Source organism: Pseudovibrio sp. Ad26 (assembly GCF_001623285.1).
Taxonomy (GTDB): domain Bacteria; phylum Pseudomonadota; class Alphaproteobacteria; order Rhizobiales; family Stappiaceae; genus Pseudovibrio; species Pseudovibrio ascidiaceicola.
In genome coordinates this window covers 139,918-164,313 of the sequence record NZ_LMCE01000146.1, presented here as the reverse complement: position 1 = coordinate 164,313, position 24,396 = coordinate 139,918, and the positions used below count along the sequence as shown (strand labels likewise).

At 50.3% G+C, this 24,396-nt stretch carries 16 protein-coding genes and 1 riboswitch; of the genes, 9 read left to right on the top strand and 7 right to left on the bottom strand.

All coding sequences use genetic code 11. The annotated features are described in order from the left end of the window. Positions 1 to 12 precede the first annotated feature (12 nt). On the top strand, positions 13 to 1,260 hold the full coding sequence (locus PsAD26_RS24455; RefSeq protein ID WP_063312478.1) for an exonuclease SbcCD subunit D: 1,248 nt from the start codon (positions 13 to 15) through the stop codon (positions 1,258 to 1,260). Next, positions 1,260 to 5,009 carry an AAA family ATPase gene (locus tag PsAD26_RS24450; protein WP_063312477.1) on the top strand — a complete coding sequence of 1,250 codons (3,750 nt, stop codon included), beginning with the start codon at positions 1,260 to 1,262 and terminating at the stop codon, positions 5,007 to 5,009. Before PsAD26_RS24455 ends, PsAD26_RS24450 begins: the two co-directional genes overlap by 1 nt. A gap of 44 nt (positions 5,010 to 5,053) precedes the next feature. On the opposite strand, the gene PsAD26_RS24445 is transcribed toward PsAD26_RS24450, so the two are convergent. Beyond that, positions 5,054 to 8,263 carry an EAL domain-containing protein gene (locus PsAD26_RS24445; protein ID WP_063312476.1) on the bottom strand — a complete coding sequence of 1,070 codons (3,210 nt, stop codon included), beginning with the start codon at positions 8,261 to 8,263 and terminating at the stop codon, positions 5,054 to 5,056. 426 nt (positions 8,264 to 8,689) lie between these two features. Here PsAD26_RS24445 and PsAD26_RS24440 point away from each other — a divergent pair, with 426 nt between their 5' ends. From PsAD26_RS24440 to ettA, 3 genes are all read left to right on the top strand, one after another. After that, positions 8,690 to 9,505, top strand: coding sequence for a hypothetical protein (locus tag PsAD26_RS24440; protein ID WP_208985839.1), 816 nt, complete (start codon positions 8,690 to 8,692; stop codon positions 9,503 to 9,505). Positions 9,506 to 9,861: 356 nt separating this feature from the next. Continuing rightward, positions 9,862 to 10,073: riboswitch (cobalamin riboswitch) on the top strand. A gap of 35 nt (positions 10,074 to 10,108) precedes the next feature. Further along, complete coding sequence (locus PsAD26_RS24435) at positions 10,109 to 10,774, top strand: energy-coupling factor ABC transporter permease (protein ID WP_063312475.1); 666 nt, start codon at positions 10,109 to 10,111, stop codon at positions 10,772 to 10,774. A 224-nt stretch (positions 10,775 to 10,998) separates the two neighbouring features. Continuing rightward, a complete protein-coding gene (gene ettA / locus PsAD26_RS24430) occupies positions 10,999 to 12,648 on the top strand; it encodes an energy-dependent translational throttle protein EttA (RefSeq protein WP_063302094.1) in 1,650 nt (549 codons plus the stop codon). Positions 12,649 to 12,705: 57 nt separating this feature from the next. Here the strand turns inward: ettA and PsAD26_RS24425 are convergent, their stop codons facing one another. Both PsAD26_RS24425 and PsAD26_RS24420 read right to left on the bottom strand, forming a co-directional pair. Continuing rightward, the gene (locus PsAD26_RS24425; RefSeq protein ID WP_063312474.1) at positions 12,706 to 13,443 is read right to left on the bottom strand and encodes a hypothetical protein; all 738 of its coding nucleotides are present in this window, start codon (positions 13,441 to 13,443) and stop codon (positions 12,706 to 12,708) included. A 260-nt stretch (positions 13,444 to 13,703) separates the two neighbouring features. Then, entirely contained in the window at positions 13,704 to 14,603 is a 900-nt protein-coding gene (locus PsAD26_RS24420; protein WP_063312473.1) for a glycosyl hydrolase family 18 protein, read from the bottom strand. A gap of 259 nt (positions 14,604 to 14,862) precedes the next feature. Between PsAD26_RS24420 and PsAD26_RS24415 the strand changes: the two genes are divergently transcribed. Next, a complete protein-coding gene (locus PsAD26_RS24415; protein WP_063312472.1) occupies positions 14,863 to 15,126 on the top strand; it encodes a hypothetical protein in 264 nt (87 codons plus the stop codon). A gap of 1 nt (position 15,127) precedes the next feature. Here the strand turns inward: PsAD26_RS24415 and PsAD26_RS24410 are convergent, their stop codons facing one another. After that, a complete protein-coding gene (locus tag PsAD26_RS24410; protein WP_063312471.1) occupies positions 15,128 to 15,469 on the bottom strand; it encodes a DUF2293 domain-containing protein in 342 nt (113 codons plus the stop codon). 29 nt (positions 15,470 to 15,498) lie between these two features. Continuing rightward, on the bottom strand, positions 15,499 to 17,526 hold the full coding sequence (locus tag PsAD26_RS24405) for a diguanylate cyclase (protein ID WP_063312470.1): 2,028 nt from the start codon (positions 17,524 to 17,526) through the stop codon (positions 15,499 to 15,501). A 389-nt stretch (positions 17,527 to 17,915) separates the two neighbouring features. Between PsAD26_RS24405 and PsAD26_RS24400 the strand changes: the two genes are divergently transcribed. Further along, on the top strand, positions 17,916 to 18,542 hold the full coding sequence (locus tag PsAD26_RS24400) for a metalloregulator ArsR/SmtB family transcription factor (RefSeq protein ID WP_063312469.1): 627 nt from the start codon (positions 17,916 to 17,918) through the stop codon (positions 18,540 to 18,542). A 24-nt stretch (positions 18,543 to 18,566) separates the two neighbouring features. Here the strand turns inward: PsAD26_RS24400 and PsAD26_RS24395 are convergent, their stop codons facing one another. Together PsAD26_RS24395 and PsAD26_RS24390 are read right to left on the bottom strand one after the other, a co-directional pair. Then, the gene (locus tag PsAD26_RS24395) at positions 18,567 to 19,169 is read right to left on the bottom strand and encodes a helix-turn-helix transcriptional regulator (protein ID WP_063312696.1); all 603 of its coding nucleotides are present in this window, start codon (positions 19,167 to 19,169) and stop codon (positions 18,567 to 18,569) included. Positions 19,170 to 19,373: 204 nt separating this feature from the next. After that, a complete protein-coding gene (locus PsAD26_RS24390; RefSeq protein ID WP_063289973.1) occupies positions 19,374 to 20,261 on the bottom strand; it encodes a LysR substrate-binding domain-containing protein in 888 nt (295 codons plus the stop codon). Between the two features lie 525 nt (positions 20,262 to 20,786). On the opposite strand from PsAD26_RS24390, the gene PsAD26_RS24385 reads away from it, so the two are divergent. Beyond that, positions 20,787 to 21,872: a DUF2336 domain-containing protein gene (locus PsAD26_RS24385; protein ID WP_063293928.1), complete on the top strand. Its 1,086-nt coding sequence runs from the start codon at positions 20,787 to 20,789 to the stop codon at positions 21,870 to 21,872. A gap of 155 nt (positions 21,873 to 22,027) precedes the next feature. Next, positions 22,028 to 24,370, top strand: coding sequence for a mechanosensitive ion channel domain-containing protein (locus PsAD26_RS24380; protein WP_063312468.1), 2,343 nt, complete (start codon positions 22,028 to 22,030; stop codon positions 24,368 to 24,370). Positions 24,371 to 24,396 lie beyond the last annotated feature (26 nt).

Genomic DNA, 24,396 nt, shown 5'->3' with positions numbered 1-24,396 from the left:
GGAACAGGTAGTATGGCGTTGAAAATCCTGCACACAGCAGACTGGCATATTGGCCAGAGTCTGAACGGCTGGTCGCGCACCTATGAGCATCAACAATTCTTCATGGAGCTTGAAGAGTTGATTGAACGCCATAAGGTGGACGCGCTGGTTGTGGCAGGAGACGTGTTTGACAACCAGAACCCATCCGCAGACGCCACGCAAATGCTGTATGAGGCTTTGGCCCGGTTTCGGGAAAAGCGCCCGCATCTTGTGACGGTGCTGACTGCTGGCAATCATGACCCTGCCGGACGTGTGGAAGCGCCGGGTGTGCTGTTTCAAAAGATTGGCGTGCAGGCGGTTGGTATGGTGCGCCGACAAGACGGTGGGCTGGATCTTTCCCATCATCTTGTGCCGCTTCAAGACAGTGATGGCGCTGTGAAAGCCTATGTGCTGGCGCTGCCGTTTCCTCGTGCAACAGACTTGCCGGGGCTGAGCTTTTCCTCCTCTGAAGAGGGCTCACCGGTGGTGCGGGCTGTGGCGGAGCTTTATGAGGCGGCTGTTCAGCAGGCTCGTGAGCAGATTGGCGAGATGCCCCTTATCGCGACGGGCCACTTGCATGTGGCTGGTGGTTTGGAATCAGAAGGGGCGGAGCGCCGTATTCTGATTGGTGGTGAGCACGCCATGCCATGGGAGCAGTTTCCTGATGATCTGACCTATGTGGCGCTTGGGCATTTGCACAAGCCACAGAAGGTGGGCAAGGAGACCATCCGCTATTCCGGGTCTCCGTTTCCTCTTTCTGTCACCGAGCAGTATTATAAGCACGGCGTTAATCTGCTGAGCTTTTCCGATGCTGGTGTGCTTTCCATTGAGCGGCTTGAGTTGACGCGGCCTGTGCCATTCCATCGCTTGAAGGGCGATGGTGGTTTGCTGCTTGAAGAGCTGGTGCCTGCGCTGGATGCATTGGCGCTGGATGCGGACCTGCCAGTGGAGCAACAGCCGTTTGTGCATGTGGACTTGCGACCGCAGGTTTCCGCTGGTGGCTTGAAAGCTGAGGTGGATCAGATCCTTGCGCAATATCCAGTGCGCAGTGCTGGTGTTTCGGTGTTGCGGCAAAAACCGCAGGAGCCAATAAGTGCGGAGGCTGAGAGCCTTATTCGCCTTTCGGAAGTTCAACCGGATGAGCTTTTTAAATCTGCTTTTGAGCGGGTGCACGGTGTCGAGCCGGAAGCCAAACATCTGGACTATTTTTATCGCGCTATCGCAGAAGCGGAGGTTGAGTAATGCGTATTCTAGCGGTGCGTGGCGAAAACCTTGCCAGCCTGGCGGCTCCGTTTGAGATTGACCTTGAACAGGAGCCTTTGAACGGGGCTGGTTTATTCGCGATTACCGGAGAAACGGGAGCGGGCAAGTCCACATTGCTGGACGCCCTGTGTCTTGCGCTGTTTGGGCAATGCCCGCGTTTGAGTGCTGCGGGAAGCAGCGACAGTGTGCCGGATGTTGCCGGTGCTGAGCTTCGAGAAACAAATCCGCGTACGGTGCTCACACGTGGTGCTGCCTCTGGCTTTGCCGAGGCGGACTTTGTTGGCGCGGATGGAACGGGATACCGCGCGCGTTGGACTGTGCGCCGGGCTCGTAACAAGGCGTCAGGACGCCTGCAGAACGTGGAGCGCTCGCTGGTTCGCATTGAAGACAATGCTGCGGTTGAGGGCGGCATCAAGCAGGTGGATGCCGCTGTAGAAGAGCGGTTGGGACTGACCTATGACCAGTTTAAGCGGACTGTGCTGTTGGCGCAGGGCGATTTTGATGCCTTCCTGAAAGCCAATGACAATGAGCGCGCTGCCTTGCTTGAAAAAGTGACGGGCACGCAGCGCTACAGGGATATTTCCAAGCAGATTTTCCAGCGCTTTACTGATGCGAAGGATGTAGCCTCAAAACTGGAAGAAAAGTCTGATGTGGCTGGTCTTTTGGAAGAGGAAGAGCGTACTGCCCTTGTGGGGCAGTCAGAGGAGCTGGAAACGCAGTCCAAGTCTGTTCAATCGGACATGGATGCGATTGCCAAGTCGCTGGGCCATTTACAGAAGCTGGATGAAGCGAGGACAAAGCTGGCGTCAGCGCAAGATGAGTTTGTAGCTTTGAAGGCCCGCCATGAAAACGCGAAGGCCAAGCGGGATCTGAAAGCACAGTTTGAGCGCATCAAGTCTTTAGAGCCTGTGAACCACCGTGTGGTTGAGGCCGAGAAGGATGTTGCGGGCACGCGTGCAGCTGCTGAAAAAAGCCAGGTGATGCTGGAAGGCGTTCGTAAAGACCTTGCCGGCAAGGAAGAGCAGGCCAAACAGGCTGATGCGGTTTTCAATGAGCTGGAAGCTGAACTTGCCAAGTTGACACCGGAATGGAGTGCGGCAGAACAGCTGGACACCAAGCTGGGCGAGCTTGAGGATGAGGGCAAGCAGCTGCGGGAGCGATCTGACACAGCTGCGGCGGAGGCCAAGCAGGCGGAAGCAGCGCTGGCAGAGCATACAAAATCGCTGGAAGAGCAGAAGGCGTTGCAAGCCACTGTGAAAGAACAGATGGGACGGCTGAGTGCGACCAAGATTTTGAAGGACCGTCAGGATAGCCTGATTGCGGATCTAGATGAGTTTGAGCGGGTTCAGGTTGCGCTTACGAATGATGCGACCCGTCTTGTGGAGATGCGCAAGCGTGAGAGCGAGCTTAGCGAAATCCAGAGTACTCTTTCCGCTCAACTGGAGCAGTTTGTCTCTGATCTGGAAGGATGTGAAGGAGAGTTCGCTGCCAAAAAGGGCGAGGTTTCAGCTCTTGGTGCAGATAATGCCCGTAAAAGCATGGAGCAGCTTTCTGCGTTCCGTCAGCGGGCTGAAAAGTTGCAGGAGAATTCTCGCCACTTTTTGAAAGCCAAGCGCAACAAGCAGGCAGAGAATGAGACCTGGCAGAAGCTGGTGGACCAGATGGCTGGTTTGCAGCAGGCAAAAGGCAAAGCGGCCAGCGAGCTGACGCTTCGAGGGGAAGCCCTTGAGAAAGCGCGCGGCCTTTCCACTCTTGCTGAGGCGGCGCAGGGTGATCAGGTGAAGCTGTTGCGCGCCGAGCTGGTGGACGATGCACCTTGCCCAGTTTGTGGCTCTGACCATCACCCCGTAGATACACAGGAGGGCCGGGCTGCGTTGGACACGCTGTTCGGCGACGTGTTTCTACAGCGCAAGGAAGCGGAAGAAGCTCGCGCAGCTGCGCAGCGAAACCTAGACGAGATCAACGGCCAGATTGCAGCCTGCGAGGCATCGCAGACGAATGCGTCTACCCTAATGGCTCGCTATGGCAGTGAGGCAGATGCGCTGCAGGCTGAGGCCGAAGGATTATGGAGCGCATTGGACGCACCATTTGCTCTGGACCTGACGCTTGATGGTTTGCTTGAGGCACCAGATATGCTGGATGCTGTGCTTGCGCAGGTGGCGACACAAGCCGATGCGTTGCGGGCAGTGCTGGTTCGCGATGAAGTGTTGCGCAAAGAGCTGGAGCTGCTGGATACCAAGCTGCGTGGTTTGCGGGATGCGCACCAGAAAGCCGTTGGTGATCAGGTTAGTAAGGCTGAAGAGGTTTCATCTATCAAGGTGGCGCTCTCTGGCGTGCAAGGTCGTCACAACGAGAATTCTGAGGCACAATCACGACTGGAACAGCGGCTTGGCGAAACGCTGCTGGCTGGTGGCATGGTGTTCGGGCCCCTTGGTGCCGAGTTACCAGCGCTAAAGGCGAGTTTGCAGGAGCGAATCTCGACCTGGGAACAACTGGAGCAGCAGGAGGGAACAACTTCTGCCGCGCTGCAATCTCTGGACCAGAAGACGAGTGGTTTGAGTGAACGGCGAGATGGGCTTGCCAAGTCCTCTGGTGAATTGTTGCGACAGTTGGAGCAGCTGCGCGTGTTGCATCAGCAGCGGTCTGCTGAGCGGAAATTGCTGCTGGGTGGGACGGCGACTGGGACGCATCGTGCCGCGTTTTCTGAAAAACACAGCAACGCAAAAGAACGCAAAAATAACGCTAGCAACGCACAAAACAACGCAAGAGAAGAATTCGGACGCATTGAGGCTGGATTGGCAGCGGCAAAAGCTGCGGAGGCAAAAGCAGCCTCTGCGCTAACTGGCTGTGCTGACAGGTTAAATGCGGAACTGGCGAGCTTGGGGCTGACGAAAGAAGCCTATGACGGATTGCAGGAGCGGAGCTCTCAGGAGCTGGATGCGTTGGTCTCAGAACTGAAAATGCTGGATGATGCTTACTTAGCAACGCAAACGGCTGTTTCTACCTGGGAGAAGGAGCTTGTTGCTGTTCAAGCGCAGCCATTGCCAGAGAAGCCTCAGGCAGAGTTATCCTCATTGTTGGAGACTTCGAAGCAGGCGCTTTCTGAGCTGCAGGTAAGCAAGGGCGCTCTTTCTGAAAGGCTACGTGCTGATGCCGTCGCCCGAGAAAAAGCTCAGCAAATCATGGGCTTGCTGCTGGAAGCGAAAGAAACTGCCAAGACGTGGGGCGCGATTTCCGAAGCGATTGGCTCTGCGGACGGCTCCAAGTTCCAGAAGGTGGCGCAGGGTGTTACTCTCGATTTGCTGGTGGAGCTGGCCAACAAACAGCTGCATCAACTGAAACCGCGGTACCAGCTGAAGCGGGCTGACTTTGGCCTTGGCCTTTTCGTCATCGACCGCGATATGGGCGATACACCACGCTCTACACGATCGCTAAGTGGCGGAGAACGCTTCCTTATTTCACTCAGCCTCGCACTTGCTCTGTCCGGTTTGGAGGGCCGTCAATCGTTCGTTGATACGCTCTTTATCGACGAAGGTTTCGGTTCTCTTGATGCTGAAAGCCTCGACCTTGCCATTGATGCGCTGGAGATGTTGCAGGGGCAGGGGAGAAAAGTTGGCGTTATTAGCCATGTGGAAGCGCTGAAGGACAGAATTCCGGTTCAGGTTCAGGTGGTTAGGCAGGGTGCCGGACGGAGCCGTGTGGCTGTGAATGCACCAGCAGGATGGTGATAAGTCCTGCTGGCTGCCTATTGTCTTAGTGCTGAAATGCTGCGCTAGTCACCTGCATCTATCATGCCCAGAGCCTTGTCAGCTGCTTGTTTTTCTTTCTCTTTCAGCTTCAGAGAGGTTTCTTGCAGGGCTGCGATATACTGATCTAACGCCTGAATTTCCAGATTGGCATTGCTGACATGTTTTGCCATCTCGCTATCCAAAACTTGCGGGCGACCAATCAGGAAGCCTTGCACTTCATCGCAGGATTCATTGCGTAGCAGCTCTAATTCTGGTTCAGTTTCAACACCTTCGGCGATGACTTCCATTCCCAAAGCCTGCCCGAGATCGATGACAGCACGGATGATTGCTGCCAGTTCTGGCGTCTGTGTTACTCCACTGACGAAGCTACGGTCGATCTTCAGACGATCAAACGGGAAGCGGCGCAGATAGCTGAGGGAAGAGTAGCCGGTACCAAAGTCATCAAGCGCGATGGTGATACCTAACTCCTTGAGTTGCCTCAGAGTATTGAGTGCGCGGCGGTCATCGTGGATCAGCACGCTCTCAGTAATTTCCAGTTCCAGACGCTCAGGAGACAGCCCACTTCGCGCCAATGCACCCTCAACTTCTTGTATGAGGTACTCATCACAGAACTGCACCGGACTGAGGTTTACACCTACACGGTACCGCTCCGGCCACTGAGAAGCTTGCGCACAGGCTTCATTCAGAACCCAACGGCCAATCGGAATGATCAGACCACTTTCTTCCGCAACCGGAATGAAGTTGTTCGGCCCAATTTGGCCTTTCTCCGGATGGTTCCAACGCAGAAGCGCCTCGAAGCCGACGATGGAACGGGTATCAGAGCGAGCCTGCGGTTGGAAGTGGAGCTGAAGTTCCTCATTTTCCAATGCGTTACGCAGGTCGCCTTCCATTGTTCTTCTCAGTAAAATGGCTTCTTCCATCTTGTCTTCGAAGAACGCGAAAGTGTTTCGGCCTGCTTCTTTTGCTTCATACAGAGCGATATCTGCCTTGGACATCAGCTCATCCGGATCTGTCCCATGGTCTGGAATCAACGCGATACCAATGCTGGCGCTCGTTCTGACCGTGATGTTGTTGCCAACATGGATCGGCTTGGACAGGACTTCGAGTATTTTGTTGGTCAGCAGACCGACTTCAGCCGTTGTTTTCAGGTTGACCTGAATGATCGCGAACTCATCCCCACCGAGACGGGCAACTGTGTCGTGGTGGGTTACACATGCATTGAGGCGTCGGGCAACTGTCTGGATGAGTTTGTCGCCGATTGGGTGACCATATAAGTCATTGATATCTTTGAATCTATCCAGATCCAACAACATGACTGCAGAGATCGATTCTTCTGCGTTTGCCTGGTTTTCGATTGCTTTCTGGAAGCGTTCGCGGAAGTAGGTGCGGTTCGGCAGGCCAGTCAACATATCATGCTGAGCAAGATGGAGAATGCGTGCTTCGTCTTCCTTCTGCTTGCGCATATCACGCACAGCTGAGACACGAAGGTTCTCGTCCGCCACTTCCATCAAGCGACCACGAACTTCAATCGGGATGCGCTCGCCAGACTTGCTCAAAAGCATGACTTCGTTCGGGGTCGGCTCATTGGCGAGAATGCTCTCACGCGCTTTTTCGCGAAAATCTGGTGCGACATGAGACAGCAAACTGGTTCCACGCATCTCTCCTGCCTGATAGTCCAGCAGCTCGTAGAGTACGTGGTTACATTCTACGATGATACCATCTGTCGAGATGGCGAGGCCTTCGAATGCGCCTTCTGCAAATGTGGCAAGTTTGCTGAGTTCTTCCTGCTGCTTACTATTTGATGTTTCACTGATTTTACGTCGTTTCTCATCGCTCTGCAGCTTGTCGAGGAACGTGTTGAAGAGTGAAGCAAGGCGCTCTTGCGGGTCATTGTCCCGTACCGGTAAGCGCTCATCCAGCTTGGCGTCATGCCAAACCAGCTTGCCGATCAGGTTCTCCATCTGGCTGATGGTGCTGACAATCGGAGTTTCATTCAGGTCGATTTCGTCGGCTTTGCGGAACTGCTTCGTAAATTTGAAGGACGTAAACAGGAGCAGGCCTGACAGGAAAGCCCAAAAGATGGTCAGTAAAGCTCCAACGGCCTGAAGTATAAAGTTATCAAGACTGAACCCAGCCAACGCATGGTCTGCTGGTAGTGCGGTTGTGAAACCGAAGAGGCCAATCAGAGAGCCAATTCCAAGACTGGTGTAGTAAATGATGACCTTGTGGGTCTTAGACTTTGCATAGATGATGCGTGCAACTGCAATAGAAGCTACTGAAGCTGTCAGAGCAATAAGAGCGACGCCCGCTACGGTCAGATGCTGGGCATTTCCGAGAACGGAGGACAAGCCGCCAATCATGCTCAACAGAATGGTTGGGTACATGACCTTGCGAGGTGCGAAGAAGCCGAGGGCAACGCCCAATGTTACCGAGACACCAGTTGCGACAAGAACGTTGAAGATCGCACTGCCCAACTCACCTGAATAAATACTTGTATTACCAACTGAAAAGCCAATGCCGCCAACGGCCATCAGTGCCGCGCCTGCTTTGATCCGCAGGACATTGTAGTTTTGTGTGTTGCGCAGAATGTACTCAGGTAATGCTGGAGAGTTTCGCAACCCGGTCACGAACATGCCGGAAAAGGCTACAAATGTCGCGAGCAACGTGACCACGGTGCCGCCGCCAATCTGTTCGAAACCGACAGATAGCACAGTGTTTTGGCTAATTGGATGAAGCAGTAAACCCTGAACGCCCTTCAGATAAGCAGGGTAGATGACACTGCCGATGGACAGTGCGAGGATGATCGTCGCCCGCAGTGTCAGCTGATGCGACAAAGGCAGATAAGCCACGACCGCGATCATTGCCGCCATTGCAGCGTGGATTGCAGCGGCGTGGATGTCTCCTTGTGGTCTGAACTCTACTTCAGACTGCCAGAGGATCAATTGTGCAGTCACATCAGGCAAGTTCAACGTTGTGTCGATGAGCAGGCATGCTGCCGAACTGATGGCGATAAGGAGAAGGGCACGGTTGAAAAACCGGGTTGCCCGCATGCGCTCCTGAATAAACAGACTGGAATAGACGATTAGTATCCCAAGGACACCAAGCGCGAACAATCCTACAGACAATATGGTCCATAGGTTCTGCTGCTGAGTGAGCAGCTCAGCTTGATTGAGCTGATTGTGCAGGCCACCTGTCGCAGGATCAAAAATCGACGCATACGACGACGCTGACATGAAGTGTATCGATAAACCAATTAAAACGAAAAGGAGCAATACAGGAAGTATGAGGGCTCGAAAATGCATTTGGGTACCCCAGGAAATTCCTCGGCATAATTGTTTGAAATTATTGCCCATTTATTAAGAATTCTAGGGATGAACCGTGTTTAATTCTAAAAAATATCGAAAAGTGCGGTGCATATGACGTTTATCTGACACTTTCAAAGCAAGTTTATGAAAATTGTAAGTAAATGTTTCGTTGAACGAAATTCTTTATATACGTGAATACTCGTATTTGCCTTCAAGTTGAGAGAAAAGGGAGGTTGGCTGTCAATTATGATTCTCTTCTCTTTTCATAACAGTATTTAGTTCATTTTTTATGGGCAATTGATGTGCATTGTAGTTCACCATCTTACTGAAACAACTTTCAGGTGGTTTTGAGTGATGCAGTGGTCCAGCTTGTTCTTATACTCAGCGGTTTCGGTCTTGCAGCCAACTGGCGGTGAGCGGGATAATATCTTGCCGAGTTGGAGCTCAACCACAGCGCGGCATGGTATCGTGGAAAGCATTGAGCGTATGGCTCGGGCAGGGAGTCCGGAGTATGTGAAACTCGATGACCGTGTTGCTGTTTTGGTTGGCGATGGTGCTTTGTGGAGTGAGGTGCTGGCTGGCGCAGACAATGAAGTTATGCCACCCAAAGCTGGCGATAATTTTGGTAGCTTTGCTGATTATTCTGAGAGTGTGCGTGCCCATCTGTCATTACACGGGCCAAAGGCTGTTGGTGCAACGTATAGAGAGTTCGCCTTCCAGCCTTTGAAAGAGTTGGTGGGGTTTTTGAAAGAACATCACTTCCAGATCTGGGTTTTAAGCTTTGGAGACCATGAAGTAGATCGCACTATGGCGGAGTTGAACTACGGGCTTCCGAGATTTCGAGTTATCGAGGTTACTCCCCACGCGACTGCAGTGTCCTCAACAGATCTTGCTCGAACGATTTGGGAGAGGATAGGTACAGCACCTCAGATTTTTCTTGGACGATCTCACAGTGATCTTGGCTTTCTGAGACTTGCGGGCAAAGGTGAGGGGGTGCTTAAAATCCAAATTTCTGCCAGCCAAAATACTTCTACTCACACACCAGATTCAACTCCTGATGAATCTGGAGAGCAGCAAAACTCATGGAGCTTTGTGATTTCTCCTAAGGAGCATTGGCTAAGGAAATATTCGTGGCAGGCTCCTTCGGAGAGAACTTATAGTAAGAACTAATAGAAAATACTGAGACCTTCGTTGCAACCTGCATGAGATATATTTGATCTATTCTAGTTTTAATCGATTGAAAATCTGAGTGCATTTGTAATGTTAAATAATATCCGATGCTTCTGAGGTAATTTTATTTATTTTGATGAAGATCAATGAAGAGGTGGGGCACTCTGATATTTCTAAATACAGCTTCGGCTGGCACTCGGATGGGGGAGTGTCAACTTTCTTAAAGGCGTGTACCAACGGGTACACGCCTCTTTTTTTGCCCGCAGCTTTGGCGGGTTAAAATGGCCATTGCATTCCTCTGATTGTTGCTTATCCCAACTGCCTCTTATTTCTAGTTGTGTCTTCTCCTATAATTTAGGATATTCCCGCTGTTGGGTTCTGTAGAAGCCAAGCTTCTTGGATGAAAAGGGAATGCGGTAGGGATGACCAAAGATGGGCCCGAGCCGCAGCTGCCCCCGCAACTGTTACGTGGTGCGTTCTTCTTAAAAGCCACTGGAGATGATCTCTGGGAAGGCGGAGAACGCAGAAGCCATGAGCCAGGAAACCTGCCCGACACGACATAAACTCATGACCGCACGGAGGGTGCGAAGAGGAGCATATTATATGCATATTGAACCGGGTTACGTTTCCGCCGCCAAGGTTATTGCTGCCAATGCAGGTGCAGTCGGTGTTATTGTGTGGGGCTGCAAAGAGCAGGCCTCAGAATTTATGAAAGATCCGCTGATTCCTGTAAAAACGCTGTTGGCTGCGGTTTTCTTCTCTATTTTCATGCAGAGCTTCCATATGTCCGTTGGAGCATCCGAACTCCATTTTATCGGTGCAATGGCCATGTATCTGACACTGGGATTTACACCTGTTCTTCTTGGGTTTGCGCTCGGCTTGCTGTTGCAAGCGTTCGCGTTTGATCCGCAGGACATGTACCATTTGGGGGTCAACAGCCTATCTTTGATGCTGCCGCTTATCTCTGTACATTATTTGAGTGGCCGTCAGTTGTTCGCTAAGGATCTGACCAAACGTTTGACTTTTGCGCAGATCCTGAAGTTAGATGCGATGTATTATGCTGGTGTAACCGGCATGGTTGGTTTCTGGCTAATGATTGGTGACGTGGCTACGCCATTTACAGCTTGGGCGCAGTTTGCTCTGTCTTATCTGGCACTTGTTGCCTGTGAGCCATTGGTCACCTTCATCGCAGTGAAGGGACTTAAGGCCGTTGAGGGCAATGCAATTGTTCGGAACCTGACCGTGGTTCCGCAGCTGAAGCTGGCATAAGTTTTTTCAAGTTTGTTTGTTAATAGGGCGGTGGTGTAAATCTGCTGCCCTTTTTTCTTGCGTGTAAGTGATCAATCGTTGCCGTGAAATTCATCGTTTGAGGAGAAAAAGCGACGGATTTGATCGTCGTTGAAGTGTTATGGATTGCCCCATGGCGCTGCTTCCACTATGAGTGCTCTCCAGAGATTTCATTATTTACACAGATCAGGAGATGCAGGCAGTCCATGGCGCGCCAGTTCATCTATCACATGCACGGGGTCTCCAAGGCCTACGGTGCAAAAAAAGTACTCGACAATATTCACCTGTCTTTCTACCCGGATGCGAAAATCGGTATCCTTGGTCCAAACGGTGCAGGTAAGTCTACTCTTTTGAAGATCATGGCTGGTCTTGATAAAGAGTACACTGGTGAAGCATGGGCTGCAGAAGGTGCCAAGGTTGGTTATCTGCCGCAGGAACCAAAGCTGAATGAGGACAAGACTGTCCTTGAAAACGTGATGGAAGGCGTTGCACACAAGCAGGCTCTTCTGGATCGTTATAACGAACTGATGATGAACTACTCAGATGAGACAGCCGATGAAGGTGCTCAGCTGCAGGACATCATTGATGCGCAGGATCTGTGGAACCTGGAAAGCCAGGTTGAGATGGCAATGGAAGCGCTTCGCTGTCCTCCATCTGACTCTCCTGTAAACAACCTTTCTGGTGGTGAGCGTCGCCGTATCGCGTTGTGTCAGCTGCTCTTGTCCGAGCCTGACTTGATGCTGCTTGACGAACCAACCAACCACCTTGACGCTGAGACCGTGCACTGGCTGGAACGCCATCTGCGTGAGTTCAAGGGTTCAGTTCTGATCATTACCCACGATCGCTACTTCCTTGACAACGTGACTGGCTGGATTCTGGAGCTCGATCGCGGTCAGGGCATTCCTTATGAAGGCAACTACTCCACTTACCTTGGTCAGAAAACCAAGCGTATGGAGCAGGAAGGCCGTGAGAACATGGCTCGTTCCCGTGCTATCAAGCGTGAACAGGAATGGATGGGTATGACGCCAAAGGGCCGTCAGACCAAGTCAAAAGCGCGTATCAATGCTTATGATGCTCTGTTGACCGCTCAAGAAGAGCGTATGCCTTCTATTGAGCAGATCCTGATCCCTGTTGGCGAGCGTCTGGGTAACAACGTTATCGACGTTCAAGGCGTTTCCAAAGGCTTTGGCGATCGTTTGTTGATTGATGACCTGTCCTTCAAACTGCCGCGTGGTGGTATTGTTGGTATCATCGGTCCAAACGGTGCTGGTAAGTCGACACTCTTCAAAATGCTGTCCGGGCAGGAAAAGCCAGACAGCGGTGAAGTGGTTGTGAGTGACCGCGTACACCTTGGCTATGTGGATCAGTCCCGCGATAAACTGGATGACAGCAAGACCGTTTGGGAAGAGATTTCTGAAGGCGCTGAAGTGATCTATCTTGATAAGAAAGAGATCAACTCACGCGCTTACTGTTCCTCTTTCAACTTCAAGGGTGCTGGACAGCAGGCGAAAGTTGGTGATCTTTCCGGTGGTCAGCGTAACCGCGTGCATCTTGCTAAGGTTTTGAAGTCAGGCGCAAACGTTCTTCTGCTCGATGAGCCGACCAACGATCTTGACACTGAAACGCTTGCAGCGCTCGAAGATGCGCTTGAGAACTATGCTGGTTGTGCCGTGGTTATCTCGCACGATCGTATGTTCCTCGACCGTCTTGCAACGCACATGCTGGCCTTTGAAGGTGATAGCCACGTTGAGTGGTTTGAAGGTAACTTTGAAGACTACGAAAAAGACAAGGTTCGCCGCCTGGGTGCACACGCTGCAGACCCAAGCCGCATCAAGTACAAGCCACTTACTCGCTAAGTTTCGCTTGCTTGAAAGAATTAAGGCCCGCATTTTGCGGGCCTTTTTGTTTTCTGATCAGATGGTTAATAACTCGAAGACAGGTTCACGCCGCAGAGCTTCTGTCTGTGCGGCACCACCTTCGCGGTCGCTTCGAATTTCGTTGCGATAACTGGCAAAGTCCCAGTGGTGAGGGGCAACATCTGATGCTGGTCGTTCACCTGGTTGGATTCCTGCTTGAGAGAGTTTCTGCTCGACGCTTTCGACAAAGGATTTGTCATTCTTCAAATCTTGTGCCGTGTATTGGGAATCCTCAGCAGTTGGGCGCAGGTAAAGAGTAAACTGGGCGCCGACCTGTACGCGGGAACCTTCTGTCACGCGTGACATGTCGGTTACTTTCCATTTGTCGACCGGCGAGTCTTCAGAAAAGAGAAGTGTGTTAATGGCATCAAAGGCTTGTGGTACCTGACTAGGCTCGATGCTTAAATGAATTTTGTCGCCAGCAAACTCACCTTTTGCGTTGGCATCAATGCGCTTGGTGTGGATGAAGCTGTCTTGGCTCTCAATGTTGAGCGTTCGCCAACCACTGTTCTCTGAACCCCAGCCACTGTTCTTTGCTGCTTCGAAGCTTGGTGGGTTTGCTGCAGGGCGGAATACTGATGCCGGCAGGTCTTTCACTTGCTGCGCAATCGCGTCCTGCTTACCAGCCAAACCTCCTGGTTTGTTGGCTTGGTGGTTTGTAGCAGCTTGTTGCTGAGGTTGGTTGAGCTGCAATGGTGGGACTTGCAGTTTAAGAGACAGTCCGAACTTTGGCATGAGATCCTCTCCTCGCTTGAAAACTTGAAGGTTGCGTCATCAGACAGGGCTGTCTGGTTCCTGTGCTGCTGCAACCTTTGAGGGAGAAACTAGGGAATGTGCATCGTGCATTACGTGCTGCTCGACACTGATCACGAAATTGTTTTCAGATCGGTTGTTTTGAAGTTGCTTGTCTGGGAAACCGCTATTTGATTTTAGGCGGGATTTTGCTGCTGAGTGGCGGAGCAGGGCATGCTCCGCCGTTCGCTGATAGCTCGGGATCAGTTACCAAGCGCCTTTGCCATGGTTGCTGCCCATTCATCAGTGCCTGTATCTGAACCGTATTGAGTGGGATATTGCCACCCCATCACGCCGGCAAAGTCAGGTTCTTTTGCGAGTAGAGGTGTGATGAGGTTGTCTACGATCTCATCAGCGGGCAGGTAGCCGTTTACTGCGACAGAGCCTATGACATTTTGCAGCGTGGTCGGTTTGCCGAGAATAAGCTTGGAGATTGGAACACCGGTTGATGCGATTCCGATAATGCTGGAAGGAAACGTACTTCCGTCAACCAGCTCAGTACCCGCGACTTTTCCTGTTTCCTCTTCAGCTGTTTCACCGACATACCACTGATTGTTGTAGTACTGGATGTTGTAAAGATCGACTGCGTCTCCGGCATTCTTGGCCACATCAACGTACACTTGTAAGTACCCGGATCCACCATAAAAGTATGGTGCTTGCGGTGCATGTGTTACGAAGTTCTGGTCTTCAGGAAGTTTTGATTTTAACGCCTTGGATAGATCAACCAGAAAAGTTGGGGCGTCATATCCAGAGTAGTTGGTATCCTCCCAATCGATATCAACACCATCAAGGCCATGGTCGGTTACCATCTTAGTCAGCTGTTGAGCTGTGTTGTCGAGATTGTTTGCAAGGGCGGCCCAAGCAGTAGTTGTAAAGACTTCGCCACCGATTGAAATCAAGACACGTTTGCCAGCTTTTTTCAGATTGCTGATCAAGTCCGGTGCATTGAACATGGCTTGAAGTTCTGTGCTTGGGGAGAGATTTCCGGCTTCATTGCTCACGACAAAGCAAAGAATGACTGTTGTATAATCGCTCTCTGCCATCTCAGCGATGAGCTGTGCATTTGTGCTGAGAGCGTAGCCGACAATTTCTTTATTCGACATCTGATTTCCTTTTTTCTCTTGTGCTCAATGAGCTCGCGTTTAGCTGACGAAAATCAGGAGAGGTCGTGATCTGGTAAGTGTGTCTTAGTTAATGCTTTTAGAGCTACACGTGAGACTTCGGCCCGGTGATGGGAGACGAACCATCATCTATATTCATGCCTCATACGTAGATGTGCTGATGTGACGCATGCGTGTGACTGTTAAATTGATGTAAGTCAACTCTGTGTTCTTCCCCCATCAATCAATAACGGGCACTGTAATGAGCGATACAACTTTGTCTTCTGCTGAAGCTCAGCAGGATAATGATCCATTCTTCTTTAAGCTTCTTTTTCTTGTTCCAATCATCGGTTGGTTGTTCAAAGATGCTGTGCATGGCAACAGTGAAGCAAAATACTATTTCTGCGCGAACTTCTTTGTTGGATGGGGTTTAGCAATTGCATTCTTCGGGTATGCTGCGATCATCATCCCTGCTCTGTGCCTCGTAGCGCTTGCATTTACTTGGATTATTGGTGTTTGCCGATAATTTATAGAGGCTGATCTTGCTCGCCGCTTTCATTGGGAGCGGCAAGCAGCTCTTCAGCGGTAATGCTTCCGCCCCATGATGTGATGGTGGCTTCCATCTCATCCGCGACGCAATACCGGGCGGCATCCCGATCCAATCCTTCCCTCAGCAGATCATCATAGTCCGTGTATTGATGACGGACGTAGCTGGTGGTTGCCAGGAAAACAGCAATATGAGCTGGTAGATGGCGTAGATGTTGTTGGTTGGCTTTAATTCGGATTTCAGAAGCATCCAGAAATGGAACATGCGGAATAAGCGTGCCGAGGGCGTCGCTGATCGCTCGTTGTCTTTTGGTTTTGCTCACACATGATCTCTTTGCGCTGGTGTTGTGCGCTAATTTATCATGGATGATGGCAGGCGCGACATTCTTCTGCGTGCCATGTTTGTTTTTACTCTCTGGATTGGATCTGGCGAGATGCCAAGCACGTGTTTCTTGTAAATCTCCGAAAAGCGTTGCTCTGGGCCATAGAATGCGCCTTGAACGTATTCTGCTCCCAACTTTCTCAGTTTCTCTTCTGTATTTGCATTTTTGATTTCCGAGAGGATGATCTCGATGTTCAAGGCATGTGCGAACTCTGTTGCGGCAGAGAGCAATCGTGCTGTTTTATCATCTGCAAACAGCCGTTCCACAGAGCCTGCGTGTAGTTTGATGTAGGAGATTTTCAGCTTCTGGAAATGCTCAACCTTCAGTCCGCCGGAGTCAAAGTGATTGATGCACAACTTGACGCCTGTGTTTGTTAGTTCATTCAGCTGGCCAATGAGGATATGAGCGTTGGCTCTCAAGAGAACACGCGAGGGGATCTCCAGTGTGAACTTGTCTGGTGATACATTATTTTCCTGCAGAAGGTAGCTGAGGTCATCGCAGAACCCTTCCTTCAATAGGGAGGGAACGGGGACACGGAACAGGAACTCCCAATGTTGCATTGGAGTGTTCTGGCAGGCACGCATGGTGTGAATGATGGCTGCAATTGTTGTCTCGCCAAGAACATTGCTAAAGCTGGCGCTGTCAAAGATGTTTGAGAGGTCGCTTCCCCGAGCAATTTCTAATATCTGAGAGGGCCATTCCGGGCGTGCCTCCAGCATTCGTATTTGGCTTGTTTGGCCGAACCTTATGGGCTGGAAGATTGTTCCGACCTGGTTTTGCAAGAGTGCCTGTTTCGCGGTTTGCTGAAGGGTAACCTGTCGCTCCAACCGGGTACGCATGACCTGATTGAACAGACTGGCGCGATTGCGGCCCCTCTTTTTTGCATGATACAGAGCTGTGTCGGCACTATCTTGCAGTTCCTTCACAGTGTTTGCATGGCGTGGGAACACCGCAGCGCCGATGCTGACCTTGGGCCGTATTTCGCTGTGGTCATGATAAATCGGGTGGCTGAGAGATACTGGCAACTCTTCAAGCAATACTCTGATCTGATGACATGTGGTGTCTTCCATGAGCAGGGCGAACTCATCTCCGCCCAATCTGAGGGCCGTGACGTTTTCACATTCCATCTGCTTCAAACGGTCTGAAATGGCCACCAAAGCCGCGTCGCCAGCGGCATGTCCGTGAGCGTCGTTGATGACTTTCAGATGATCCAGATCGACATAAAACAAAGCCACGCGTTGATCTGGGTTTGTTACGCTCTCAATGGCGTCCGAGATGAGTTGCTCAAAGCTTTCTCTGGTTCGTAGGCCGGTCAACGGATCAATATTGCAGACTGTGAAGATTTCTCGCGGAGTGGTTTGCTCTGGTGGTAGCAGGTATTTTGTTGCTGCTGCGCCATTGATTGGGAGTGTCCCGCTCAAGTCGTTTGTTGAAAGGATGCGTAACAGACCGGGAACCAGAATTCTCGCCAGATTTCTGAAACTTTTGAGTTTCTTGCTCAGATCTACGTTTATGAGTTGATCTGAGGTTGTATCTGGCTGGAAATGTGCTCTGGGAAAGTGGGTCGTATTGTTTGCGTCGGACTTGCAGAGAATACCTACGACGGCGATTATTTGTGCGTGTAGATAAAGAGGCATGAGTGCAATGAACTGCGTTGCAAGACGTGGTGATCTGACAGTGGAAGGCGTGTCTTCGCTTTTAAACCTATGTGGGAAAATTTGGACATCATCTCCGCAGATTGGGGGCTCTGTAATCTTGGAGAGCAGACTGTTGAGTTGGTTCTTATAGGGCTGAATGCTATCTGAAACGAAGAGTTCTGAGCCGTTCACTTTCTCTGAGTGATTGACCATTATGAAGGTGGGGAGTTCGAATAACTTCTCGTAGACGCGCAGGACTGACTGGGCGAATGGCTGCGGGGGCATCTCTACTGGATGCAGGTTCGTTTTATATGCCGGGTACTCGATATTGTATTTTGTGTTGCCTGCTTCAGACATCATTCCCACCACTATCAACCAATTATTTACCACGCCCTTATTGATAGGGATTATGTGCTTTTACGCAAAAGGAAAGCGGGGGGCTCTGTGAGAATTAAGGGGCAAGGTTTATGTGAATACTATAAAAATACTAGGTAAATTTTAGGAAAATGGGGATAAGCACCTTCTATTTTTCTGATTTATATGAAAAGTGAAATTTCTTATTTGTGCATTACATATGTAGAAGAGTAATTATGATGCATAATCTCTTATAGTTCAAAGACAATACTATTTTATGGGTAAGTTATCAGTGATTCCTTCGCGTTGTTTTCTGATGTTGGTGCACTACAGCTTTTACTTTATTAGGAAAGCTAAAACTTTTCATATAATTTCGATTGTGCTATGAGATGCCTATGAGTGACCGTACGAAAGATCGTTTGATGTACGCGCTGAAATCGCGCGGACCGAACACAGCTGCAACCATGGCCAAACACTTGGGCGTGACGGCTGTGGCCGTACGTCAACATCTTGATGCGTTGCTGGAAGCTGATCTTGTTGAGTTTGAAGACCTGAAAGGGACTGTAGGGCGACCACGCAGAACCTGGCGTCTTTCTGAGACAGGCAACAGGAAGTTTCCTGATAATCATAGCGGTGTACTGGTTGACCTGCTTGGAAACATCAAAGACCTTTATGGGGAAGATGGACTGCAGCGTCTTATTGATGCGCGTGCCGATCAATCCCGGAAGTCTTATCTGACTGCGATGAAGTCTGCAAAGACTCTTTCTGATAAGCTGCATTGTCTTGCTGAGCAGCGCAGTGAAGAAGGGTACATGGCTGAGGTTCTGAAGGATGGCGAGAATGGCTATCTGTTTGCAGAGAACCATTGCTCTATTTGTGTGGCAGCCCGGTCTTGCCAGCACTTCTGTCGGTCAGAGCTAGATCTGTTTCAGGAGGTTTTAGGAGATGATGTGCGCGTCGAGCGTGTTGAGCATATCCTGAAAGGCGATCGGCGTTGTCTCTATAAGGTCTCACCCAACTAAACTGCTCGCGACCTCGCGTTCTTCCTAGACCAGAATTGACAGAAGCATTGCCAGCTCCACGCGGCTGCTCACGTTGAGCTTTGCGTAGATGTTTTTGCGGTGTGTGCGCAGTGTGTTCTTTGTAATGTCCAGATCAGCAGCAATCTGAGGTTCTGTTTGCGTGCCAGACAGCTGTTCCAGCACGATTGCTTCTTTATCCGTCAGGCGGAAGAGGGCGGTTGCCTTCTGGATGTTGATTTGCTGCTGGATTTCCAGATCCGTGACGAACAGAAAGAAGAGATCGTCGAACTCAGTATCAACCAGACGTATGTCGATATGGATCGGGCGCAGAAATGCTTCATCTCTTCTGAGGACGAGTTCTTGCTGAACATCAAGATCAATTGTTGCGGTAGCCAGACTTTGTGCGTTCTGGAATTCGCGCTGGTGGCTAGGGTCGGTGAACTCTAGCCTTCCGGTGCTGACCTTGATCTGGGGTGTTTGCTCAAACAGACGCTTTGCAAACTCGTTGCATTGCAGGATGGTTCCATTGCCCTGAATGATGGCCACGCCCTTTTGTAGCCGGTCAAGGCTGTCTGCAAGGAACTTGCAGAATGCTTGGTCTACAATTTGGGCGGTCTCTTGGTTCAAGGTATTGGATTCCTGTTTTACACCAAGCAACTAAAATCGGCTGATGGCGTAATAGTGTGCATTTGAGTGGAAGGAAGTTCATCTTAAAAAGAGTCGTTCTTCTAATCCATATTCTATAGCTTAGTGAGAAATCGATAATACGTATGCAGTTGCACGGTATATTTTTCGGTTATTCACAGCAACGGGTTAAATTAACTCGTTTCATTAGTTGGTGACGTTACGCAAACACCTTGCAAGTGCCATGTAATCCTCGCTTTTAGGTGAAGTTTTTCGCCAAATTAAACCTATCCTACGGGAAGGTTGAGGCTCTGCAAACCGCAAAAGTGTTATGCGATCGTCTGCGATTTCTGTATCTGCGCAAATTTCAGGCAGGACCGTGACACCATATCCGGCAGCAACCATGTGCAGGACAGTTGCTATACTTGTTGCGCCTACGTTAGCTGATTGATTTTGACCAATTGCTCCACAAAAGCTCAGTGTTTGATCTCTGAGGCAGTGCCCTTCTTCAAGCAGCAGCAGGTTCTCACCATGCAGGTCATCTGGTCCCATCCTCTTACGCTCATCTATTTTGCGTGAGCTGGACACAGCTAAAAGGAAATGATCTTCAAAGATAGGTACTTCTTCAAGCTCCGGTTCTTCGATGGGCAGGGCTGCGAGAACAACATCCAGGGTGCCGTGCTTTAGTTCGCTCACCAGAGATGCTGTCAAAGTCTCGCGGAGATTGAGCTGAAGATCAGGATATTGCTTGATAAGAGCGGGTAGCAGCTTGGGCAGAATGTATGGTGCAAGTGAAGGGATGACACCGAGGCGTATGATACCACTCAGCGGGGATGCTGCGTGTTTGGCATAATCCTTAAGGTCCTGCATTTCTCGCAGGATCTGGTTGGCTCTTCTGGCAATTTCTTCGCCCTCCGGTGTGATCCGGATTGAACGTGCGTTTCTCTCGACAAGGCAAAGGCCTAGCTCTTTTTCGAGATCCCGGATCTGCATGGAGAGTGCAGGTTGGGAAACACAGACTTCTTCTGCGGCATTGCCAAAGTGGTGATGCTGTTGCACGGCGAGGAAATAGCGGAGTTGTTTGAACGTAAGCATAAGGATCAGGATATCTTATCAATATAAGAAATTGAATTCACATGTTCTGATCTAATTATTACTGGATTACTGACTTGAAATCATGAAGGGGTGTTGCACTCCATGGTTGCTGGCATGGTGCGACTCAAAACGGCTGGTTTTACGAAATTGACCTTTTGGTAAGGAATTGGGTGAGTGACAGGCCTTAAAACGTTGATGCTGTTACTCATAATTTGGGGACGCTTTGATAAAAAGAACGCATGTCGCAAACAAGTCATTAACGAGTGCGGGTCTGCTCGCAACATAGATGAAGCTTGTTAAGTCTCCGTGATATTTTTGTAACTCGTTGTTGTCACTTACCTTTTTAATTAAATTTCTGAAATCTGTTCTAACGGGAGAAAACTTATTGGTTTTTCCGCTTTTTGAAGCATGCAAATCGCATGTTATTTTTTCTAAATTAACTAAAAATAGAATAGATTGAGTTAGGTTTTGTTTAATCCTGTTCCATAGGTTTTTATCAGTTTGCGTATCCCATCGGTGTTTTAAATGTCATCTGACTTGGCTTCTCATATCGTTGATTTCAAATCTCTCGCGCTTGAGAACAATATTGAGCGACGTTCGGAGCTTGCGCGTCATGTTGCGCTTTTGTTTGCGCGAACATGGGAACGGTGTTCTGACGACCAGATCGATATTTACGATGGTGTAATGCTTAGGCTCTCAGAAATGGTTGAGCGGCATGCGCTGAGTTATATGGCGGAACAGCTTTCTGAAGTGCGCCGTGCGCCTGAGCAGACTGTTCGCAAGCTTGCTTTCGATGAAATTGAAATTGCAGAGCCGCTTCTTCGGAACTCTAACGTTCTGCGCGAGAGTGACCTGGTGAGCATTGCGCGCAGCAAGAGCGATGATCATCGTCTGGCGATTGCGAAGCGGGATGTCATTTCCGAGAGTATCAGTGATGTGCTGGTAAATCTTGGAAATACCGAGGTGAAGCAGACTGTTGCTGCGAATGATGGTGCAGTGCTTGGTCAGCGCAGTGTGAACTCGCTGATGACCGACGCGAAGGGGGACGAAGTCCTTCAGCTGGCCCTTGGGCAACGCGCGGATCTGGCAGATGCTCATATTGAAGCGCTTATCAACTTCGCTAGTGAGCAGGTTCGCAAGCTTCTGATCAAAGAAGGCGCGACTGAAGCTGCCGGGAAACTGCCGAAAGCTGCTCGGATTGCAGCTGGCAAACTTTCTAACGAATTCTGGCTAGGCCGGTATGATTTTGAGACTGGTCGTGGCCGTGTCATGGAGCTGGTCCGTGAAGGCAAGCTGACTGAGAATGCTCTGCGTGCTTATGCTGAGGAAGACCGGTTTGCTGAAGCGGTTGCTGCGTTTGCGATGCTGGCTGGCATTGGTCATGCAGAAGCGCAGCATTGGACCGTGCGGAATGACACTGAGCCTTTCCTTGTAGTGTGTCGTGCCTCTGGTTTTGGGATGATGACTGTTCAGGCTCTCCTGAAGATTGGGCCATGGCGTTACCGCCTTTCAAACTCTCAGCGGCAGACTGCGTTAAAGAGTTATCAGGCGCTTGACCAACAAGAAGCCTATAAGCAATTTATTACCTGGAAAGAGCAATGGATGGCCTGATCCATTCAAAAATTTAAGTGGTTTTGTGAGGGTCGCGTGTGCGGCCCTTTTCTTTGGTCAATTTAGTCCAAAAGTCGAATGTTTCTGCCAAAGCAACTTTAGGTGCTGTTCGTGTTTACTCCTGCTGATTGGGTTGAGTAGCCAAAGCAGGATTGATGCAAATAAGAAAAAGCAAAAAAGTTTCTTCTGACAGTTCTAAGGCGGATCGCTTTCTTAATTTCCTTATCTCCTTTCTGACACTCTCTGTTTTGGTTGGTATGGGGCTTTTGCTGCACATCAGTTTTGTTGTTGCGCAAACGCCAGAAACCCAGAACTCAGTTGTTGCAGACCCTATGGTTGATGCTCAGGAAATGGTGGTGCAAAGCGAGCCAATTCCTATGGAAGGGGCACCGCTTGTTTTTGGGCTATCTAATGGACTGGAGCTGTTCTCGCTGGAGAACATTGATCGCTCCAGCCAGTCTCTGAATGCTGTTTTGAAGGATCTTGGGAACTTTCCCAGGCACGTCCACAATGCACTCGAGCGGGCGCGGCCCGATACGAGTGTTTCGTGGGTGTGGCAGATATTTGCGCTGACGCTGTTTGCAGTCACGCTTGGTTTTGTGGTTGAGCTGTTTGCAGACAAGTTGTTTGCCAAGAGGCTTTTGCGATTTTATCGCGGGATGCCGGAGAGCAGGGCTGAGAAGATTGGATTTCTGTTCTCAAGATCACTGGTGCAGGTTGCTGCGATCTTTCTGCATGTGATTGTGACGTTTGGACTCATTCTTGTTATTTCCGGTAATACAGAGAGTGTTCGTCATGCTGCGCTGATCTTTGCGAGTTTTTACTTCTTCTTTCGGCTTCTGATGGTTTTCACGCGGAACTTTCTGGCTGTTGGGAATGAACATCACCGTGTCGTGCCATTGGATGATGACGTCGCCCGGTCATTTCTGAATGCCATTATTCTGTGCGGCGGGGTTGCCTTCTTCCTGCTGGCATTTGGCAGGTGGATGAGCCATTTGTCTCTCAATGCCAATGCTCAACGTATTCTTGACCTTCAAAGCGGGTTGTTTCTGGCCGTTTCTGCAGCGTTGATTTGCTACATTTTTCGTAGGCCCATTGGAGGCTGGTTTTCCGGAGAGTATGCGAGCACTGAGAGGCGGCGGGTTTGGCGGAGATTGTTCAGTCAAAACTGGCATTTGGGTGCTTTGGCGTATTTTCTGGTGGCGTGGCTGGTGTTTGCCCACCGCCTGCTCTTAGGACTGAGCTATGACAGTCTTCTGTTACTGGCGCCGATTATGGCGATTTTGGCCAGTGTCTTGCTCTACGGTATTCTGCTTCTTGTCATCGATAAATGGTTGTTGCCTCCGATCAATATCGACAGGCTGCAGGATGCTTTTGTTGAAGAGATTGTGCTGGTCGAGGAAAAGGCCGGGCACACCTACAATCAAGAGGAAGTTAAAGCGGAAGCTCGGGCACATGCTGCTGAGAAAGAAGCTGGACGACAGCCTTACCGCCAGTTGCTTGATCATGGTGCTCGGCTTGTGACGCTGATGTTTGGTCTTGCGGTGATCATTGAGGCGTGGGGGATCAATCTTTTCAAGCAGGATGGGTTGTTTGGTAATCTGGTGGAAGTCGCGTTGATCGTGTTCTTTGGCTACATGGCCTACCAGGCCGTTCACATTACTATTCAGCGACAGATTGAAATTTCGGAGAGTGATAAGAGTGGGCAGGCCAAGATGGGGCGGCTGGCGACGCTGTTGCCGATCCTGCGGAACTTTCTGCTGATCTCCATTGTGGTGCTCTCCGGCATGGTTGCTCTTTCTGAGATCGGCGTGAACATTGGTCCCTTGTTTGCCGGTGCGGGCGTTGTTGGACTTGCTGTTGGCTTTGGTGCGCAGACACTCATCAAAGATATCTTCTCAGGCGCGTTCTTTCTGTTGGATGACGCCTTTCGAACAGGTGAGTACATTTATGTCACCAACAATGTAGAAGGGACCGTTGAGCGGATCTCCATAAGATCCATGCAGCTGCGACAGTCAGATGGCCTCTTGAATACAGTTCCGTTTGGCAATTTATCGTTTGTGAAGAACTCATCACGCGACTGGACCATGATGAAGTTGGCTTTTCGGGTCACATACGACACGGATGTCGACCGGATGCGGGAGTTGATCTCACAGTTGGGAGATAAACTCCTCGATGATCCTGAGCTGGGTCCGAAGTTTCTGGAGCCTCTTCAATCTCAAGGCATTACGGCGCTGGAGGATTCCGCGATGATTGTGCGGGTCAAGTTTACGACGCGGCCCGGGGATCAGTATGTTCTGCGCAAGGCTGTATTTGCTGGCATTCGGGAGATTTTCAACCGCGAGGGCATCACTTTTGCCCACCGTGAGGTGAAAGTTAAGATCGATGAAGGGGGTGCTGGTGGGCGAACTTTCTCTGACTCACAGAAAAAGGCAGTGGGTGGTGCTGTTTTGCCGTTGATTGAAGATGATGACACGAACCGCTCTGCAAAGGCTTAAACGCTGTAATTACTAGCTTTTTTGCT

Bases quoted from the DNA above. Each gene is read 5' to 3' on its own strand.
- PsAD26_RS24435 (WP_063312475.1), top strand. From the start codon at position 10,109: ATGCATATTGAACCGGGTTACGTTTCCGCCGCCAAGGTTATTGCTGCC.
- PsAD26_RS24405 (WP_063312470.1), bottom strand. From the start codon at position 17,526: ATGATGTCTGAAGCAGGCAACACAAAATACAATATCGAGTACCCGGCA.
- PsAD26_RS24385 (WP_063293928.1), top strand. From the start codon at position 20,787: ATGTCATCTGACTTGGCTTCTCATATCGTTGATTTCAAATCTCTCGCG.
- PsAD26_RS24455 (WP_063312478.1), top strand. From the start codon at position 13: ATGGCGTTGAAAATCCTGCACACAGCAGACTGGCATATTGGCCAGAGT.
- PsAD26_RS24440 (WP_208985839.1), top strand. From the start codon at position 8,690: ATGCAGTGGTCCAGCTTGTTCTTATACTCAGCGGTTTCGGTCTTGCAG.
- PsAD26_RS24380 (WP_063312468.1), top strand. From the start codon at position 22,028: ATGCAAATAAGAAAAAGCAAAAAAGTTTCTTCTGACAGTTCTAAGGCG.
- PsAD26_RS24450 (WP_063312477.1), top strand. From the start codon at position 1,260: ATGCGTATTCTAGCGGTGCGTGGCGAAAACCTTGCCAGCCTGGCGGCT.
- ettA (WP_063302094.1), top strand. From the start codon at position 10,999: ATGGCGCGCCAGTTCATCTATCACATGCACGGGGTCTCCAAGGCCTAC.
- PsAD26_RS24420 (WP_063312473.1), bottom strand. From the start codon at position 14,603: ATGTCGAATAAAGAAATTGTCGGCTACGCTCTCAGCACAAATGCACAG.
- PsAD26_RS24390 (WP_063289973.1), bottom strand. From the start codon at position 20,261: ATGCTTACGTTCAAACAACTCCGCTATTTCCTCGCCGTGCAACAGCAT.
- PsAD26_RS24400 (WP_063312469.1), top strand. From the start codon at position 17,916: ATGAGTGACCGTACGAAAGATCGTTTGATGTACGCGCTGAAATCGCGC.
- PsAD26_RS24445 (WP_063312476.1), bottom strand. From the start codon at position 8,263: ATGTCAGCGTCGTCGTATGCGTCGATTTTTGATCCTGCGACAGGTGGC.
- PsAD26_RS24415 (WP_063312472.1), top strand. From the start codon at position 14,863: ATGAGCGATACAACTTTGTCTTCTGCTGAAGCTCAGCAGGATAATGAT.
- PsAD26_RS24425 (WP_063312474.1), bottom strand. From the start codon at position 13,443: ATGCCAAAGTTCGGACTGTCTCTTAAACTGCAAGTCCCACCATTGCAG.